The sequence below is a fragment of the Thermohalobacter berrensis genome (assembly GCF_003609645.1).
In the GTDB taxonomy this organism is placed as follows: domain Bacteria; phylum Bacillota; class Clostridia; order Tissierellales; family Thermohalobacteraceae; genus Thermohalobacter; species Thermohalobacter berrensis.
Genome location: NZ_MCIB01000009.1, coordinates 38,385 through 57,375, shown reverse-complemented (window position 1 = coordinate 57,375; position 18,991 = coordinate 38,385). Strand labels below are relative to the sequence as shown.

Below are 18,991 nucleotides of genomic sequence, written 5' to 3'. Positions count from 1 at the left end.
TCACTTCCTTATTGATTTACTTCCAAATGGTCTACAATACCTACTATTGCTTTATCTGTAGGTATATTCTCATTTTCAAATACTTGTCTAGCTGAACTACCTGCTGAAATTAAAACGATTTCTCCTGCTCCAGCTCCAACAGAGTCCACAGCTATCTCTATCTCTCCAATAGGATGACATTGGGCATTAACTTGTTGCACTATCAATAACTTTTTTCCAATTAGACTTTGATTTTTTTGAGTGGAAACAACATTTCCTACAACCCTAGCTAAATACATATTTATCCCACCTAATCAAATTTCCTCACAATTTCTATTCCAGTATCTCTAGCAAGCTCTTCTGCCAATGAAGTTATAATACAATCCTTTCTAACAAAAACTTTCTTTTTTTTATTTTTTAATTTTATTAGATCTTCTCTAGTAATAACTTTTTTATTGAGTTTACAACTTGAATCATCCTCTAATTGCACCGCAAATTTATTACGTATACTAGAATTTATAGTAGTTTTATAAAGTTGATTAGCTCTGACTAACTTTATACCATAATCCTCCAATCTTTTAAGATGATTTTTTATCATATTTACATAAGCTTTAGGGGCTTTACTAAAACTAAAAGAATCTCCTACTTTGCATGAATCTTTAGCTGCTATTATTGGAATTCCTTTAATTATAGCAGAAGATATTATATATGTTGTTAAGCTATCTCTTATTCCCATAGCAATTTTAGCAGCAGTATTAATAGTTAATATTGGAACAATAATAATTTCTATATCATTTACTAAATTATTTACATCTTTAATATCTATATCTGTTAAACCACAATCTATTCCAAGCTTTCTTTTAATAAGTTCCGCAGTTAGAAGTTTTTCTGCTCCCCTCGATAACAAAACAGTTAAATCCCAATTACTTCTAAGTAATTTCTTAATTTGATCGTTAGCTTCTTTAAACCCTATACTCCCTCCAGTATATATAACTAAGCCCCTCTTAGGCTCATTTTGAAGTCTGTTTAACACTTCTTTAACCAAGAAATTAACTAATTGCTCATAATTCAATACGTTCACCTCACTTTTCACAGCTTTGAGCTATACCCAATGGAGTAACTAAGAGGGGTCTTTTGGGTTTAACTGTCTCTATTCCCAATTTATTAGAAAATATATTTTCGAACTGGGCAAAACTACATGCACCACCTACCACATAAATCTTGTCAATTGAATATCCTTCTATATGTTTTTTCACAATAGATACCATTTTTTCAATTACTGGTCTAACTACATGAAATATTTCCTTCTCCCTTCTACGGTCTTTTTTCATTTTTTCAGCCTCATCAAAAGAAATATTATAACTACCAGCCAATACTAGACTCATATGAACCCCGCCTGTTGGTTCATCTGCTGTATGGATTACTTTACCATCCTTTAAAATACTTATACCTGTTGTTCCTCCCCCTACATCTACAACTACACCATCCATAATTCCTAGAACCTTGGCAGCAGCTGTAGGTTCATCTATTATTTTTATAACTTCCATTTCAGCAGCCTCTATAACATTAGCAATAACTTTAGCATTTCCATCAATTGTTCCTGGTGGAACAGCTGTAGCTGAATATTCTAAATTGACCCCTAACATTTTTTCTATTCTCAACTTTAATTTTTTTACTATTTCTACAGCTTTTATATAATCAACTACCAAGCCATCTCTAACAACAGATGCGGGGTATAACATCCCAGTAATCGGTTTATTATTTTCATCTAACACTGAAATTACTATATTAGCAGTTCCTAAATCAACACCTACTTTCAAGTTTTGTGATAAATTTTCTATTTTTTCTTCTTTATTAATTAAACTGTAAAAACTTTCAATATATTCATTTACTCTTGATACGTCCATTTTAGATCCCCTTTAATTTTTAAGTATTTTTACTTTATCACCATTGCTTAATCCACAACAGTTAGCCTCATCAATATCTATATGCATTTCCAGATTGTATTTATCTGAAACTCTAATTAAAACATTATGAAAGGTAACTTTTCTTATATTGTTATTTATTACACTAACCATTTGCTTATCCTTAAAACCAAATTTTGCAGCATAATCTTTTGGCATATGTATATGTCTTAATGCTGCTATTACCCCCCTTTTTAACTCAACAACTCCCTTTGGTCCTTTAACAAAAATTCCTGGAGTATTTTCTAAATTTCCTGATTCTCTAACTGGTGGCTTAACTCCTAACTTAAAACCATCATTTAAGGAAATTTCTACTTGAGTGTTATTCCTTAACGGTCCTAGAATTCTTACATTCTCAATAATACCTTTAGGTCCTATTATGGTCACTGTTTCTTTTGCTGCAAACTGACCTGGCTGGTTTAAATCCTTTAATTTTGTTAATCTATACCCTAAACCAAAAAGTAGATTTAAATCTTTTCTACAAAGATGAATATGTCTATTTGAAACTCCTATAGGAATATAATTATTACTTTCATATTTTTTAATTTTTTTTAGAACTTTTTTGGTAACTTCATTAACTATCTTCTCATCACAATAACTCATATTTTTTATTTCCCTTCTTTAGTAGTTTTTTTATTATCTCCTTGAGGTAATATTTTTTCAGTGTCCATATGAGGTCTAGGTATAACATGTACTGAAGTTAACTCCCCTACTTTATCGGCAGCTGCTGCCCCTGCATCTGTTGCTGCTTTTACAGCTCCTACATCTCCTCTTACCATCACTGTAACAAGACCTGAACCAATCTTTTCATAACCTATAAGTTCTACGTTCGCTGATTTAACCATAGCATCACCTGCTTCAATAGCGCCAACTAAGCCTTTTGTCTCAATCATACCTAAAGCATCACCCATTATTTACTCCCCCTTCTTTTTTAAAATGTATACATTTTATTTTTAACTCACCCTTTTTTCTTGGACATTTTGGATCACCACATAGGTTGCAAATTTCATTTGATTTATTTGCATCATTCAATTTATTTTGTTCATTTTCTAGTTCTTCCTTATTGGCACCTACTTCAACTTGTTTTTTTGTGATTTCTTCTTTATTTTTAATAGTTAAATTTGTGCACTTTTTATTTTTTTTAGTTAAACCGATAGTTTCTTTAGTTTGTATAAGTATGCTTAATTCTTTATGAGGCCTAGGAATAACCTTTTTACTCCATACTTTATTAACTCTTTCTGCCGCTTTAACCCCTGCTTTAACTGCTGCATTAACAGCTCCTATATCTCCTTCTATTTTGACTGTTACCAATCCCCCACCCCTTGACAACTCATATCCTAGGAGTTTAACATTAGCAGATTTAACAGATGTATCTGCTGCTTCGATTGCCGCTGCAAGTCCTACAGTTTCAATTATGCCTAATGCTAATTTCAATGATTATCACCTCCTTTGAGGTACTTTTCTTGAGGTCAATTTATCAATTCTTTTTAATGTAATAGTTTTCTCTTTTTGAGAAAGAAGAATTTTTAATGCTTTAACTTTTTAGGACTTTAAACGGAACCCCTTTAACCAATCTAGCAGCATTTGATCCCAAAATTCTTAAAATATTAATATTATCCTTTGTATCTATGTTAAATAATGGCTTTTTCAGAGGTAATTTTGCATAATGAACTACAACCTTTTCATCACATCCAATACCTATTCCAACATTTAACTGTGAACTTATGCAAGCTTCATACCCAAGCTTTACAGCTGATGTCTCTGATTTTTTTACTATTTTATATGGTATTCCTTCTTCTTCAATTCCTAATAACAATTGTTGAAATTTTAAAATATTATTTAATTTTGTTGAATAATATATATTTATGCATACTTTATTTTTGGTCATATGAATAAATCCCTTCTTTATAAACCAATATTAACCCAGTAGCAACTGCATTTCTAGGTCCTTCTTTCCCTCTTACATTTGCTCTACCTGCTACTATTCCATATCTTGATAATGCATCAGTTACTAATTGAGGAATTTCAAAATCTAGAGCTGATCCCCCCACTAATACTACATATTCAATATTTTTAATATTACCGGTTGGTGATACTTTCTCTAAGGCCCTAATGCAATTAGTAACAAAAACTTCTTCTTTTGCTTTTTTCCTTACTGATTTAATCTTTTCTATAGAAATTTCCTTAGGAATAGGTATCATTTTATCTTTTTTTAAAATTATAACCTTTGCAAATACCTCAGGTGGAAGAGGTTCTTCAAAGAATTGTATTGAACCATTCTCATGTCTTATGTGAAATAAACTTTCAACTTTAGCCAATGGATATTTTTTAATATTTTCAGCTAATTCTATATCTTCCAATCCTAATTCTGTATTAATAATCATGGTGACCATATTCCCAGCTCCAGCTAAATGTATTGATTGAATTTCTCCATCTCTATTTATTAAAGATGCATCAGTTGAACCTGCTCCCATATCTAATATAGCTAAAGGAACATTGCTACCTGGAGTAGTTAAAGCACCTCTTATAGCCATATCAGCTTCTACTCCTCCTACTTCAACCTCAATATTTAGTTTTGACTGCAATATATCTGCAATCACTTTCATTTGTAGTCTATCAGCCTTTACCATAGCTGCAATCCCTACAGCATTTTCCATAGAAAATTCTCCAGCAAGTCCTCCTTTAACTATCTGAGGAATGAAAGTATCAACTGCTAATAGATCTTGTATTTTAATTGAATTAGGATGTTGTTTTGTAAGCTTTGACATCACCTGTCTTACACGTTCTAACATTCCACCTGCATTTGTACCAGGTTCACCTTTTATGTCGATAATTGGAGAACATGTTTTTAGTATTTTCATTATTGTACTAGCACCATCATCAACATTAACTGATTTTCTCCTTTTTTGTCCAATAATATGTATTTTTCCAGAAGGTATTCTTCTTTCCTTAACATCACCTTTAGGGGTTTTTATAACAACTGCTGATCTATTCCCAATAAGTGCTCTAGCAATAGGTACTACCATTTTGGTTTCTGATGAATCAAGATCAAAAACTGTTGCAATGCCATAGGGGTTAGATAAAACTTCAACAACTCCACCAGTAGGGGCTACTTCTATTGCAGCTTTCATTCCTATGGGAACTTTTTCAATTAGTTCTACTTCATCAACTATAGGAATTTTTCTTTCTATTCTATTACTAATAAGTACTCCGTCATCTTTTTGTACTATTGCACCTTGAATATCTATTCCATGCTTAAAAGCTTTATTTAAAATTCTCGCTGCATCACTAAAATCAATATTTTTTGATATAACCACTATGTATGAATCATTACCTTGCTTATTTATTAAATCCTCTATTCTAATTGTGCAACCTACACCAAGTCCCACACCACCAGGTGTAGAGGGATTATGCCCAATCATTGTAGATTCAGTTATTATAGTTTCTGTTATAGTCTCCATTGCAACATCACCTATAACTGGAGCTGCTTCATTAATTCTGATCAAGTCAATATCTGATATTTTTAGATTAGCTTTGTCAACTACTTGCTTTAATGAAGAAAATATTCCATGTATATTTTCTTTTGTTCCTTTAATACCAGTTGTCTTAACTATGCCACTTGCAAGAAAACTAACATTACCAAAGTCATCTATTTTAGCTAACGATGTCTCAGTTGTGTCATTTCCAATATCAACTCCTGCTATCAGTTTCATGTTTATACCTCCTGGATAGTAATAGTTATTCCAGTTTTTCTACTCCTTTTTTAATCTGTTCCTTTTTTCATATATTTCTGCAGCTTCTCTAATAAATTGACTATTTATTTTAGCATCATACTTTTCTTCTAATTCATCAGCTATTTCCATTAATTCCTCTTTAGTAGAACGGTAGGGTCTTAAAGCATTATATATTTCAAGAATTCTTTCATCAGGAATCTCTATTAATTCAGCTGCTCTTTTTAGATTCCTAGCAAATGCATCTCTACCTACACTTTCAGCTATTTTAGCTTGTAACTGTAATGTTTCTTTTGAAATTCTTACATCTGTAGGTCTTATATTTCCATTTAAAATCCCTTTTATAGTAATTTCATCAAGACTTTTATTTGTAGGGGTTTTTATTAAGTCAGGTCTTTTAGTTGCTAAAGGATAATCTCTTTTTGCATCAATATTAGGCTTTTCTTTGATTTTTCTTTTTGGATGTTCCATAGTTTTCTCTTGTGCTTCATTATCTGTCATTGACTTTAATACTTCCCTTACAATTTCCTCTATCCTCTGCTCTTGAATCATAATATTCACCTCCATTAATCAAGATTGAAGTTCAATTCTATCGGTTTTTTTTCAGGGTCAACATATTGAGTTTCCTTTATATGTAATAAGGCTGCTATGGCCTGATATTTTGGTCTAGCCATTTGGTCATTTTTTGTTGGTACAGGATTAGGTGATTCACCCTTTGCATATTTAGCTGCATTTTTACCTATCATCCTATAAACTTCTTTACTTAATAAAGGTGCTTGAGGGAAAAGTTCTAAATTACTTAATAATAAAAGGTCCTTTTGATGAATTACTGTTGTACCTTTAGATTGTAATCCTATCCCTATTCCTGACCCACTTAATTTAGATGCATCATGGGCTATAGCTGCTACATCTGATGTTCTTAAAATTCTCACAACTCTTGCTTTTAATCCTTCTTCTTCAATACCAGCAATAACTTCCCTTAGTACATCAGTGTGAGGTAAACCTATAATTGTTTTATTCTGATATTTTCCAAAGGCTGGTGCTATACCTATCACAACTTCATCTTTTCTTTTTCCCTTTTTAGCTACTCCTACTTCCTTTAGTTGAAAATTACTTTTTCCTCCATAATTTTTCTCTAATTCAATTTCTGATCTCTCTTCCTTTTCCTTGTCATTAAACTCTGTTAATACTTCCTCAACAATTTGACGAATTAATTTTTCATCAATTTTCAAACTATTTTCCTCCTTTCTAATCGCTTTTTATTCAAAATCAGTTGCGCTTTTCGCATTTGGGATATCTTTTATTTCCTTCCATCTTTCTTTGCTAATTCTATATCCTGTACCTGGTCCCTTATAATCATTACAATCATTAACTGCACTTATAACATTAAAATCCTTATCTATAATAGCTGATGTATGAAGATAATCTCCTGATATCCTTTGTTTAAGCATATTTAGTATATTTTCTGCTACATCTTCAAATCCATGTTTACTTAATGCTTTAACGACATCTAATCCAGTAATGCCTTTATTCATCATATCTTCAGCTGCCTTAAGATCTTCAATGACATTTCTCTCAGGCATATCTTTACTTCCATGAGCGTATGTAGCAGCTTCTACTTCTTCATCTGTAATAGGAGGTAATCCTAATTCATCGAAAACAACTTGTAATGCTTTCGCAGCTTTATTTCTTATTGCAATAACTTCTTCTTCTGTCACTGGTTTTAATCCACCATCCACCATTAAATCTCTTTGCAAGATGTTGTAGTCATCAAAATCTTCAGCATCAAAATTAGAACCAGCAAACATATTATCGTAGTTTGGAACAGCACTATAGCCTGAAAAAATAAAATCAGTACCTGGTAACATCTGCATAAGCGTCCTAGCTGTTCTTCTAATGTCAGAGTGTGAAAATGTTTGGTCATTACCAGAGGCTACTTCAAGATCTAACATTGTAGTTATAAGATTTTCAGCTAGTACTGCCCTAATTCCTGATGGAACTGCACCTGGTACACCAATACAACTTATTGATCCGTTTTGAAGTCCTTGAACACCAGCTGCCTTTGTAATATAAATACATCTAGCTTCTAAATAAAGCATAGATTTACCTTCTGCAAATCCCATTAATACTTCAGATCCTGTTCCTGATGTAAACCTCATCTTTAAACCTCTTGATGCATATGCAGAAGCTAAAAATGCTTTTGACCAAGGTGTATCGTCTCCATCTATAAATACTTGTTCAGTTCCATAGACAGATACGGTTTCAGCATAAGAAGTAAGTCCTCTCATCCCTAATAATAATTCAGTAGCTTCTTCAATTGCACATTGGGTAAGAACCCCTCCCCGTCCAACTTGAGAACCAACAAGTAGAGCTAATGCATTAAAAGGAGCATATCGAACAATACCAACTGTAGTTTCTTGTTCGTCAAAACCTCTTATAGCAGCTTCTGCTGCATCGGCTGCTATTTGAACTGGATTATCTTTTAAATTAGTAACATGACATTGATTAGATGGTGTTTTCCTAGCTCTCATTTTTTGAAGTGCCATCATCATCTCAACTACATTAAGAGAACTTACAACCTCTACAATCTTAGCAGGTGTCATTGCTGTAGTTAGTTCTATTATTTTTTCTCTTGGAACATTTATATCAACAAGCATTTTTGCTAACTCGGTAGAATCCATTTTAATTACTTCTTCAGCTATATCTATATTAATTCCATAATCAGCAATAAAACGATCTATCATATCAAATTCTTCTCTTTTTTTTCCGTCTAATTCAACAATTCTACCATTTTCAATTTTAATACTAGGTTTAGGGTCATTAGGGCTATTCATAGCAATCATGCCAACTTCAGGCCATTCTTTAACAAAGCCATCTTGATTTACAGGACGTTTTTCTAATATTTCAAAACGTTTAGATCTCATATAATATTCCCTCCTTTTTCTTTATTCTCTAAATATAAGGTTGTGTTAGAGAAGGAGCTTTGCCTCCAAGAGCTTCAAGCAAAGGTTTGCCTATTTCTCTAGCTGCTATTAGTGACTGTCTTACTGCTCCTGAGTCTCCACTAATAAATAAAATAGCCTCATTTGTAAAACTAGTTCCATTACCTGGAGATGCATAACCTATAACCTCAACATTAGCAGCTTTAACTGCTGTATCAGCCATTAAAACTCCTATTGCTGCTGGAGCACCTACTATTAATCCAAAAGCTTTCCCTATAGGAGCTTTAAAGGCTTTATTACATGCATAACTTGCTCTTGCTGTATATTGAAACTCTAAATGACCTGCTTCATTTGCATATACATCTCCAAATGTCCTTCCTAACTCATCTAATGCAACTTCAACAGCTCTCCTAGCATCTGAAACATCTTCTGCTCCGAATATAATTAATGATCCATGGCCAGCACCACCTTTTGTGTCCCTTGGAAGCTCAATTGCTATTATTTCGGTATTTGTAGCCTTTACAGCTTCATCTGCTGCCATTATCTGAGGACCGGCACCAGTTCTTCCACCTATAATTCCTATTGAACGAAATTTTTTATCTAGTTTCATAAATTCATGAAGATTGTAGTCAACATTTGCAATTACAAGACCAATGGTATCTCCTATAGCTGTTCCCACAAATTCAGTTATTCCACATTCTTTATTTTCAATAGTTATAGAGTTTTCTTCTGTATTTTCTTCATTTATTTTTGTCTCTTTAACTTTTTTCATTACTTCCTCCATAATCTTTTCCATTAATTGTTCTTGCATTATAACACCTCCAATTAAAATTATTTAGGTAATATGTCTTCCACTTCTTTATGTGGTCTAGGAATAACATGTACTGATATAATCTTACCAACCTTTTCAGCTGCAGCTGCACCTGCATCAGTTGCAGCTTTTACAGCTCCAACATCTCCTCTTACCATAACAGTTACTAATCCTGATCCAATTTTCTCGTAACCAACTAAAGAAACGTTTGCTGCTTTTAACATTGCATCAGCTGCTTCAATACATCCTACTAGTCCTTTTGTTTCAATCATACCTAATGCTTCATTATTCAATATGATCCCCCCTTATTTTTAAAGTTGTATCCTAAAATTTAGAAATGAATTTAATTAAAATAGGAAATAAATCTAAGATATGTATATATTTAGAAATGCAGTTTTGGGTAGAGTCTTTATGTTATTACAAATTTATTAGATATCTACTCATTATATATCGAATATTTGCTATACTAATTTATTTAATTGATGTAAATATTTAAAATAATTTTTTGTTTTATCTATAATTTTTTGCAAAATAAAATTAGCGGCTATATTAAGCCGCTAATTTTATCAAAAAATATTTATTGCTTATAAGTTTATTAAAAATAAATTATATAGTTTTGTAATATTTTTATTATACGTAGTATTTTTTATTATTAAAAATATATCTATTAGTCTGTAATCTGTTATATTTTTTTGTCATTTCCTTTCTAACCTTTTTTCTATATTGTGAAGGGGTTAAGCCCACTATCTTTTTAAACACTTTTGTAAAATAATTGGGTTCTTTAAAAGATAATTCTAATGCTATGTTAGATATTGGCATATCTGTGTTAGCTAACAAATCTTTTCCCTTTTCAATCTTCCTTTCAGTAACATAAGTTATAAAATTTATTCCCAGTTCTTTTTTAAATAACCTACTTAAATAATAAGGGCTTAATCCAATATAGTCTGCTACTTCTTTGAGAGTTATTCCTTTATGGTAATTTTTTTCAATATAATTCAAAACAGCAACTATTTCACTGTTACAATTGTACTTTTTATTTTCAATTAAATCATCAAACATTTCATACAATAACTTTAATAACATTTCCTTTTGTAACCATTCATTTTTAGTCTTAGATATTTTCTTAATATAATCTTTTTCTTTTATTTCTAACATCATATCATCTGCTATTTTAATTAATTTAAATGCTATAAACTGAATATCATTTTTTAATTTCTTCCTATTATCCTGATTAATTAAAAACAAATACTTTAAAAGTGAATTTAGTTTTTCTTTTGAGGATTTATATTGCTTAAGCTTAATACTTTTCTCTAAATCATTTAATTTTCTACTAAAAATACTCTCTTTACTACTAATTCTTTTTGTAACTTTATCTATAGATGTCATGATTTGTTTTGGAGTTGCAGGTTTTAATATGTAATCATCTACTCTAATTCTTAATGCTTTTTGAACTAGTGCAAAATCATCATATGCTGTAATAATAATAATAGCTATATTGTTATCTTTTTCTCTAATCCTTTCAGCTACTTCTATACCATCAATACAAGGAACTTTTATATCTATTAACATAATATGAGGGCACAATTCTTTATATAAACTAATAGCTGAACTTCCAGTCGTAGCTTCTCCAGCAATTGTTATTTCATTAGATTTTTCACTTAAGATTAATTTTAAAGCCTCTCTTTCAAGATACTCATCTTCAACTATTAATACTTTATACATTTATTACTCTCCTCTTTCCTTTGGAATCAAAAGCTCAACCGTAGTTCCTTCGTTTATTTTACTTTTAATTTTAATTTTATAATCTGGCCCAAAATAATGTATCATTCTTTTATTAGCATTACTTATACCTATTCCATTTAAACTACTATTTCCATTCCTATTCATATTCTCAGACATTAAATTTTGTAACTTTTGTTCCGAAATTCCTACACCATTATCTGAAATTATTATTCTTGCATGTTTTTCAATTGAATATCCTTTTATTTTTACATATCCTTTCCCTTCTTTTGGTTCTAAGCCATGAATTAATGAATTTTCTACAAAGGGTTGGAGTATCATAGATGGAATTTTAATTGATCTAATTTCATCAGACACATCTATTAAATAGTCTATTTTATCACCAAATCTAACTAACTGAATTTTAAGATATTTTTCTATATATTCCAGTTCTTTATCTATTGAAACCATTTCTTCATTATTTTTCAAAGTATATCTTAATATATCTGATAATGAATAAACTATCTCTTGGGTTTTTATAGCATGTTCCATTAAAGCTAATCTTCCTATTACATTTAAAGCATTAAATAAAAAATGAGTATTAATTTGTGTTTTTAATACCTTTATTTCTAGATCTTTTATCGACTTTTCCAATTTTGACTTAGCTTTCATTTCTTCCATTAGTTTCATATTTTTTTTATTTAATTCTTGTTGTATATAATTAAGCATACCTTCCTCTACAATATAATTTGAAACTAAAAACATCATTTGTGCTGCAGCATTTAATTTATCATAAGGTATTTCGACAATTTCATCATATGCTTTAAATATTTCCTCTTTATTTTTCCAACTGTTTGTTTCTTTTCCAACTATATCAAGTGATTCTAATTTATCTTTTTCTGTTTTAACTTGTCCTGCTAAAAATGACCCTAAATATTGTCCTTTAGCTATTATTGGAACAGCAATATCTATCAATCCACTATGACATCTGTATATATAGGGCTTTCCAGTTCTAGCTGCTTCTAAACCACCATGTGCATCTGATTGATAACATGCCTCTCTACATTTGTTATCATTTCTTAGTAACTTGCAAAACTTCGAAAAATTACTGTACTTTGTCATCGGATTCCCTTTGTAATCTACAGTAACTGCTGCAAGTCCTGTTGCTTGAGCAAATTGGTTTTGTATTTCTTGTAAAATTTCTATATCAATAATATCACTTAAAAGTATTAAATTATCCATTTATTTTCCTCCCAAGTCAATTTTAGACTTGTAAACCTTGCTTAATTTATAAATATTTAACTTCCTTAGGTTATATTCTAAATTTTCTGAACTTTTCTTCTGTTTTTTAATTAATAATTTTTTAGCATAACAATATATCTTTAGGGTATATATAATTTAAATATTTTATAAAAGGAGGATTTTGATGAATTATAATATCTTAATTGGAGGTTCTGCTGGCCAAGGAATAGTTACCTTAAGTCAATTATTGAGTAAAATACTCAAAAGAAAAGGGTATCATATATTTCTTAACAAAGACTATATGTCAAGAATTAGAGGAGGACATAATTTTATTCAAATACGATTTGGAACAGAGCAAATCTTTTCCCATTCTCCTTTCATCGATTTGATTATAGCCCTTGATAAAAATACTGTAGAAATCCATAAAGAAAAACTTAATGAAAATGGAAAGATTATATGTGATGAATCAATAGATGTAAGTTCTGATAACCTTTTTAAGCTTCCTTTAAAGGAAATTGCTAAAGAGGTTGGTAATTCTAAAGTATTCGGTACAGCTGCTATCGGAGCAGTACTTAAACTATTTAGCATCCCATTAAAAGATATAAACAAAATATTTGATGAATTTTTTGATAGTGATTTAAGTAATAAAAATTATCAGGCTTTAATAAGGGGATATGAGTTAATTAATAATCATTTCGAATATGTTGAACCACAGGATAAAAATCATATTATGATAAATGGTAATCAAGCTGTAGCATTAGGTGCTTTAGCTGCAGGGGTAAGTTTTTATTCAGCATATCCTATGACTCCTTCTACAGGAATTATGACTTATTTAGCCCATAAAGAAGAGGAAGCAGGAATAGTAGTTGAACAGGCAGAGGACGAAATTGCGGCTATAAATATGGCTATTGGTGCATCATTTGCAGGTGTAAGAGCTATGACTGGTACATCAGGTGGTGGTTTTTCATTAATGACTGAATCTTTAGGATTAGCTGGTATTACAGAAACACCATTAGTTGTAATTGACGTCCAAAGACCAGGACCTGCCACAGGTTTACCTACCCGTACTGAACAGAGTGATTTAAGCTTTGTGTTAACAGCTTCCCATGGTGAAATACCTAGAATGGTAATATCCTTAAGAAGCCCTGCTGATGCCTTTTATCAGACTGCAAGGGCCCTTAATATAGCTGAAAAGTATCAAGTATTAGTAATATTATTAAGTGATCAATATTTAGCCGATTATGTTCAAACAATTGAACCTTTTGATTTTAAGAAAATTACTATTGAAAGAGGTATAGCAGATGCATCATCTGTCAAAGAAAATGAAGATTATAAAAGATACAAACTTACAGAAACTGGAGTATCTCCAAGACTTATACCAGGCCAAATAGAAAATAAAACTGTCCTTGCTGATAGTGATGAGCATAATGAATGTGGTCATATTACTGAATCAGCTGAAGTTCGTACAAATATGATGGAAAAAAGAATGAAAAAGCAAGAATTGCTCAAAGAAGAAATACAGGAACCAGAATATTTAGGTGCAGAATCACCCGATATATTGTTAGTAGGATGGGGTTCAACCTATGGTCCTATAAAAGAAGCTGTAGAAAGATTAAACAGTGAAAATATCAAAGTAGGTGCCTTAATTTTTGGAGATGTTTGGCCACTACCTAAGGAATCTTTAGAAAAATATGCAAAGAAAGTAAAAACGATTGTAAATATTGAGCAAAATTATACTGGCCAACTTGCAAAATTAATTAGACAGGAAACGGGCATTAAATGTGATAAGAGTATTTTAAAGTATGATGGAAGGCAAATTAATTTTTATGAAATTTACTCAAAAATAAAGAGTGAGGTGTTATAGATGACTACAGATATTAATTTATTTAATTCTATGGATGAAAATGCATGGTGTCCCGGCTGTGGGAATTTTGGAATACTAAATGCCTTAAAAGAGGCATTGTCTGAACTAGATTTAAAGCCCCACGAAGTTCTTATAACATCAGGGATTGGTCAGGCTGCAAAGCTACCCCATTATATAAATGTAAATGGATTTAATGGATTACATGGAAGGGCTGTACCCCCTGCTGTTGGAGCAAAAATTGCTAACAAAAATTTAAAGGTAATAGTAAATACAGGTGATGGTGATTCATATGGAGAAGGTGGTAATCATATTATTCACAATATTAGAAGAAATATTGATATAACGCATTTTGTCCATGATAATCAAATATATGGATTAACAAAAGGTCAAGGCTCACCAACTACTGCTAAAGGTCAAAAAACAACCCTACAATTAGAAGGAGTTAAGGTTGACCCCTTTAATCCTATATCCTTTGCCATAAGTCTAGGATGTAGTTTTGTTGCTAGGGCCTTTTCTGGTGATAAAGAACATCTGGTATATGTTATGAAAGAAGCGATAAAACATAAAGGCTATGCCCTTGTAGATATATTGCAACCTTGTGTCTCATTTAATAAAGTAAATACCTATAGATGGTATAAAGAAAGGGTATATAAACTTGATAAAAATTATGACTGTACAAATAAAGAAGAAGCATTTAAGAAAGCATTTGAATGGGGAGATGAAGGAATCCCTATTGGTATTATTTATAAGGAGAAAAAAAGCACCTATATAGATAGAACCCCTCAATTAAATTCAAAACCTCCTCTAATAAATAGGGAATGGAAACCAGTATATGCAGAAAAATTTATGGAGGATTTTATTTAAATAGTATTTAAATATTAATACAAACTCGTCCTTACATTCCGAAAACGTTTTTGTTATAATATAAATGATTGTGTAATAAAAAAGGGGGGTTAATATGAGTAATGTAAAGGCTTGTATATTTGATTTAGATGGAGTAATAGTCGATACTGCTAAATATCATTATTTAGCATGGAAAAGATTAGCTAATGAGTTGGGATTCGATTTTACTGAGAAGGATAATGAAAGATTAAAGGGAGTTAGTAGGATGGAATCCCTTGAAATTCTGCTTGAAATTGGCCAAGTAGAAGTTGATGAAAAAACTAAGGTTGAGCTTGCAGAAAAGAAAAATGGATGGTACAGGGAATACATTACTAAGATGGATGAATCAGAAATACTACCAGGTGCTAAAGAATTTATTGAGACTTTAAAGGAAAATAATTTTAAAGTTGCAATAGGTTCATCAAGCAAAAATACTATGACAATTTTAGAAAGTATAAATATGGTAGATTATTTTGATGCTATAATTGATGGTAATAAAATAACAAAGGCTAAGCCTGAGCCTGAAGTCTTTCTTTTAGGAGCAGAAGCTTTAGGGATAAATCCTAAAGAATGTGTAGTTTTCGAAGATGCAAAGGCAGGAATAGAAGCTGCTAAAAGGGCAGGAATGTTTGCTATAGGAGTAGGATCCCCTGAGATACTTAAAGATGCTGATAAAATAATCCCAAGTATGAAAAACTTAACATTAGATATATTAGATTTTTAATAAAAAGTTTAAGCGCAGACTAAAGTCTGCGCTTAAACTTTTTATTAAACTTAAATATCATCCTTTCATACCAGTAGTAGATATTCCTTTAATAAAGTTTTTCTGGAAAATTAAGAATATTATAATTGAAGGAATAGAAAGTATCATTACACCAGCCATTACTTGGTCCCAAAATTGATAGTATTGTCCTTGGAAAGAGTTAAGACCTACAGGTAAAGTATACATTTCACTTGATTTTGCTAAAAGACTTGGCCATAGAAAACTATTCCAGTTTCCATTAAAGGTTATAATAAATTGTGTAGCTAAAGCAGGTTTAGCCATTGGCAATACTATTCTAAAAAATATACCAAATCTACCTAATCCATCTATAGTTGCTGCTTCTTCAATTGATTTAGGCATACTTAAGAAAAATTGTCTCATTAAAAAAATTCCAAATAAACTTGTTAAAAATGGAATTGTAAGACCTTTATAGGTATTTACCCATCCTAATTTTGTTAAAAGCATAAATGTTGGAACCATAACTATCTGACCTGGCACCATCATCATACTTAATACTGCAAGAAATAATGCTTTTCTTCCTGGAAAGTTGATTCTTGCCAGTGCATATCCTGCTAGTGAATTAAATAATACATTACCAATACTAACAATAGCTGCTACTATAACGCTATTTAAAAACCATCTCCCAAAGGGGAACTTTTTCCAAAGAAACGTATAATTTTTAAATGACAGTGTTGAAAAATCTATAGAAAAATTATTAACTTCACTTGTGGGCTTTAATGATGTAATAAAGGTCCAAATATATGGTCCTAATGCAATTAAAGCATAACCTATAATTATAAGATAAAATATTATTCTTGAAAATTTAATACCTTTTTTCTTTTCCATTTCTGCACCACCTACATTTTGGTCTCTTCACCAAAGAATTTTTTCTGAATTAAAGTAAGTATAAAAATAATTACAAATAATATAAAACCTATTGCACAGGCGTATCCCATATCAAATTCATCAAAACCCATTTTATATAGGTAAAGTACAACTGTCATTGTTGAGTTTAATGGTCCACCATTTCCGTCTGAAATTACATAAGCTTGGTCAAATATCTGGTAAGCACCTATTAATGAAACTACTAGGTTAAAGAAAATTGTAGGTTTAAGCATTGGTATAGTAATATATATAAGCTGCTGCCATTTACTTGCACCATCTATACTAGCGGCTTCATACAAAGAATCGGGTATATCCTGTAATCCTGCTAGAAATATTATCATATATAAACCAATTGATGACCATATTGCCATAAGCATAATTAATGGTAAAGCCAAATATATGTTATCATACCAAGTATATGGATTTACTCCAAAAAGACCTAAAAACTTATTTAATACTCCATCAGATTTAAAAAGGAACATAAACATTATAGCTACAGCAACAGTTGAAGTTATAGTAGGTATATAGTAAGCAGTTCTAAAGAAAGTTTTTCCCTTTATTTTTGAATTTACTACTAGGGCTAGTGCTAGGGCTATTACTAGCTGTGTAGGTACAACTCCTATTGCATATATTGTTGTATTTAGTAATGCTTTACGAAATACTGGGTCTTTAAAGGCCCTAATATAATTACTAAAGCCTACCCATTCTGCATCTAGTATTGATCCATCTAAAAATGAGTACTGCTTAAAACTTAGTAAAAAAGCTACAATTAAAGGTCCGATAAAAAACACTAATGCTGATATTACAAATGGTAATGAAAATAACCATCCATCTATCGCTTCTCTTATTTTAGCCTTTTTAAATGTATTTTGAGTTGGACCTTTCCCTTTCATATCATTTTTTTGTATTTCAGTTTTTGATAAACTGGGCAAATTTCACACCTCCAATAGATATAGGAAGCACATTTGTGCTTCCTATATTTACTTAAGATTGTCTGCTGCTATTTTTAGAGACTTAAGTGGATCATTTTCAACACCTTTTTGTAGCCTTTGACCAGCATTATTTAATTCATCTATTATTTTTTGTGATTTTACTCCAAATTGATAAACCTTTGAATATTGAACCATATCAACAAGAGGCTTTCTTTCTGGATATTTCTCAGTAAACACCTTGGCCATTGATTTTCTAGATGGTATTGCAAGTCCACTTTCTGCTACCATTTTTTGAGCTTTCTTACCTGTTAAAAACTTAATAACTTCAGCAGCTGCTTCTTTATGTTCAGTGTTTTTACTCATAACATATGCAACTGTAAATGCTAAATCACCATGTTTTTCTCCCTTTGGTAACTTAGCAATTCCATAATTAACATCTGGACCTGCTTGTTTCATAAATGGTATCATCCATCCACCTTCAATACACATTGCTGCTTTCTCTTGAGCTAAAGCATCGCCGTTCCAGCCTACACCAAGATTTTGTGGCGTATCTGCATATCCCTTTTCAAATAATGAATAATAGAAACCTAGTCCCTTTGCCGCTGCTTCACTATCAAAGGCTATGTTTCCATTTTTGTCAAGTACTTTTCCTCCAGCTTGATATATAAATGGTATAAACCTTGCAGCATCATTGCTTAAAACAATACCTTTAACTCCATCTTTAGTTAATTTTTTAGCTGCTTTTTCTAGTTCTTGCCAAGTTGTAGGAACTTCAACACCAGCTTCTTCAAACATATCTTTATTATAGAATAATGCTAAAGTATTATAATCTTTAGGTAATCCATATATCTTTCCATCTTTCATAAAACCATTTAGAAGGTTTTCTTCAAAGTCCTTAACATCTTCTTGATCAAGGTATTCATCAAGAGGTAGTATTACTTCCTTCTCAATAAATGCAGGTGCTTGATAAACATCTAAATAATATACATCTGGTTCTGTTTTTGCAGCAATATTTGCTTGTAATTGTTGCATATAATCATCTGTATATACTTCCTTTTCAATATTAATGTTTGGATGAGTCTTTTCAAACTCTGCAATTTGGTTATCAATTAATTCAGTTTCAGCTGGTGAAGATGACCACATACCAAGTTTAATTGTTACAGTTTCCTCCTTTGACTCAGATGAAGTATCTTCACTAGCTCCACCACCACATCCAACTAGTAAACTAGTTGTTAATAATAATACAACAAGTAAAAGTGATAATTTTTTCATAAAAT

21 protein-coding genes are annotated in these 18,991 nt (G+C 31.1%); 3 read left to right on the top strand and 18 right to left on the bottom strand.

The window, feature by feature from the left end; all coding sequences use genetic code 11:
* Nucleotides 1-8: 8 nt before the first annotated feature.
* From BET03_RS05895 to BET03_RS05825, 15 genes are all read right to left on the bottom strand, one after another.
* On the bottom strand, nucleotides 9-278 hold the full coding sequence (locus BET03_RS05895) for a EutN/CcmL family microcompartment protein (RefSeq protein ID WP_120168298.1): 270 nt from the start codon (nucleotides 276-278) through the stop codon (nucleotides 9-11).
* A gap of 11 nt (nucleotides 279-289) precedes the next feature.
* Nucleotides 290-1,051, bottom strand: coding sequence for a flavoprotein (locus BET03_RS05890; protein ID WP_183108746.1), 762 nt, complete (start codon nucleotides 1,049-1,051; stop codon nucleotides 290-292).
* A gap of 10 nt (nucleotides 1,052-1,061) precedes the next feature.
* Nucleotides 1,062-1,886, bottom strand: a complete 825-nt coding sequence (eutJ, locus tag BET03_RS05885; RefSeq protein ID WP_120168294.1) for an ethanolamine utilization protein EutJ — start codon at nucleotides 1,884-1,886, stop codon at nucleotides 1,062-1,064.
* Nucleotides 1,887-1,898: 12 nt separating this feature from the next.
* A complete protein-coding gene (locus BET03_RS05880) occupies nucleotides 1,899-2,546 on the bottom strand; it encodes a phosphate propanoyltransferase (RefSeq protein ID WP_120168292.1) in 648 nt (215 codons plus the stop codon).
* A 5-nt stretch (nucleotides 2,547-2,551) separates the two neighbouring features.
* A complete protein-coding gene (gene pduA / locus BET03_RS05875) occupies nucleotides 2,552-2,857 on the bottom strand; it encodes a propanediol utilization microcompartment protein PduA (RefSeq protein WP_279230354.1) in 306 nt (101 codons plus the stop codon).
* Nucleotides 2,847-3,377: a BMC domain-containing protein gene (locus BET03_RS14045; RefSeq protein WP_120168288.1), complete on the bottom strand. Its 531-nt coding sequence runs from the start codon at nucleotides 3,375-3,377 to the stop codon at nucleotides 2,847-2,849. Before BET03_RS14045 ends, pduA begins: the two co-directional genes overlap by 11 nt.
* Nucleotides 3,378-3,477: 100 nt before the next feature.
* A complete protein-coding gene (locus tag BET03_RS05865; protein ID WP_120168286.1) occupies nucleotides 3,478-3,831 on the bottom strand; it encodes a glycerol dehydratase reactivase beta/small subunit family protein in 354 nt (117 codons plus the stop codon).
* Entirely contained in the window at nucleotides 3,818-5,656 is a 1,839-nt protein-coding gene (locus BET03_RS05860; protein WP_120168284.1) for a diol dehydratase reactivase subunit alpha, read from the bottom strand. Before BET03_RS05860 ends, BET03_RS05865 begins: the two co-directional genes overlap by 14 nt.
* Nucleotides 5,657-5,695: 39 nt before the next feature.
* Nucleotides 5,696-6,226, bottom strand: a complete 531-nt coding sequence (locus BET03_RS05855) for a diol dehydratase small subunit (protein WP_120168282.1) — start codon at nucleotides 6,224-6,226, stop codon at nucleotides 5,696-5,698.
* 14 nt (nucleotides 6,227-6,240) lie between these two features.
* A complete protein-coding gene (locus BET03_RS05850) occupies nucleotides 6,241-6,906 on the bottom strand; it encodes a propanediol/glycerol family dehydratase medium subunit (RefSeq protein ID WP_120168280.1) in 666 nt (221 codons plus the stop codon).
* A gap of 27 nt (nucleotides 6,907-6,933) precedes the next feature.
* Complete coding sequence (locus BET03_RS05845) at nucleotides 6,934-8,598, bottom strand: propanediol/glycerol family dehydratase large subunit (RefSeq protein WP_120168278.1); 1,665 nt, start codon at nucleotides 8,596-8,598, stop codon at nucleotides 6,934-6,936.
* A gap of 28 nt (nucleotides 8,599-8,626) precedes the next feature.
* On the bottom strand, nucleotides 8,627-9,427 hold the full coding sequence (gene pduB, locus BET03_RS05840) for a propanediol utilization microcompartment protein PduB (protein WP_120168276.1): 801 nt from the start codon (nucleotides 9,425-9,427) through the stop codon (nucleotides 8,627-8,629).
* Between the two features lie 20 nt (nucleotides 9,428-9,447).
* Nucleotides 9,448-9,720, bottom strand: coding sequence for a BMC domain-containing protein (locus BET03_RS05835; RefSeq protein WP_120168274.1), 273 nt, complete (start codon nucleotides 9,718-9,720; stop codon nucleotides 9,448-9,450).
* A gap of 337 nt (nucleotides 9,721-10,057) precedes the next feature.
* A complete protein-coding gene (locus BET03_RS05830) occupies nucleotides 10,058-11,149 on the bottom strand; it encodes a response regulator transcription factor (RefSeq protein WP_120168272.1) in 1,092 nt (363 codons plus the stop codon).
* A gap of 3 nt (nucleotides 11,150-11,152) precedes the next feature.
* Complete coding sequence (locus tag BET03_RS05825; RefSeq protein ID WP_120168270.1) at nucleotides 11,153-12,388, bottom strand: sensor histidine kinase; 1,236 nt, start codon at nucleotides 12,386-12,388, stop codon at nucleotides 11,153-11,155.
* Between the two features lie 184 nt (nucleotides 12,389-12,572).
* Here BET03_RS05825 and BET03_RS05820 point away from each other — a divergent pair, with 184 nt between their 5' ends.
* The 3 genes from BET03_RS05820 to pgmB all read left to right on the top strand — a co-directional run bounded on the left by BET03_RS05820 (nucleotide 12,573) and on the right by pgmB (nucleotide 15,858).
* Nucleotides 12,573-14,252, top strand: a complete 1,680-nt coding sequence (locus BET03_RS05820) for a 2-oxoacid:acceptor oxidoreductase subunit alpha (protein WP_120168268.1) — start codon at nucleotides 12,573-12,575, stop codon at nucleotides 14,250-14,252.
* Entirely contained in the window at nucleotides 14,253-15,116 is an 864-nt protein-coding gene (locus BET03_RS05815; RefSeq protein WP_120168266.1) for a thiamine pyrophosphate-dependent enzyme, read from the top strand.
* 94 nt (nucleotides 15,117-15,210) lie between these two features.
* Nucleotides 15,211-15,858 carry a beta-phosphoglucomutase gene (pgmB, locus tag BET03_RS05810; protein WP_120168264.1) on the top strand — a complete coding sequence of 216 codons (648 nt, stop codon included), beginning with the start codon at nucleotides 15,211-15,213 and terminating at the stop codon, nucleotides 15,856-15,858.
* Nucleotides 15,859-15,915: 57 nt separating this feature from the next.
* Here the strand turns inward: pgmB and BET03_RS05805 are convergent, their stop codons facing one another.
* Genes BET03_RS05805 through BET03_RS05795 form a run of 3 tightly spaced genes read right to left on the bottom strand, consistent with a single transcriptional unit; the run spans nucleotide 15,916 to nucleotide 18,986 of the window.
* Nucleotides 15,916-16,743, bottom strand: a complete 828-nt coding sequence (locus BET03_RS05805) for a carbohydrate ABC transporter permease (protein WP_120168262.1) — start codon at nucleotides 16,741-16,743, stop codon at nucleotides 15,916-15,918.
* Nucleotides 16,744-16,754: 11 nt separating this feature from the next.
* Nucleotides 16,755-17,714 carry a carbohydrate ABC transporter permease gene (locus tag BET03_RS05800; protein WP_243096867.1) on the bottom strand — a complete coding sequence of 320 codons (960 nt, stop codon included), beginning with the start codon at nucleotides 17,712-17,714 and terminating at the stop codon, nucleotides 16,755-16,757.
* A gap of 48 nt (nucleotides 17,715-17,762) precedes the next feature.
* Nucleotides 17,763-18,986 (bottom strand): ABC transporter substrate-binding protein, encoded by a 1,224-nt coding sequence (locus BET03_RS05795; protein ID WP_120168260.1) that lies wholly within the window; start codon nucleotides 18,984-18,986, stop codon nucleotides 17,763-17,765.
* Nucleotides 18,987-18,991 lie beyond the last annotated feature (5 nt).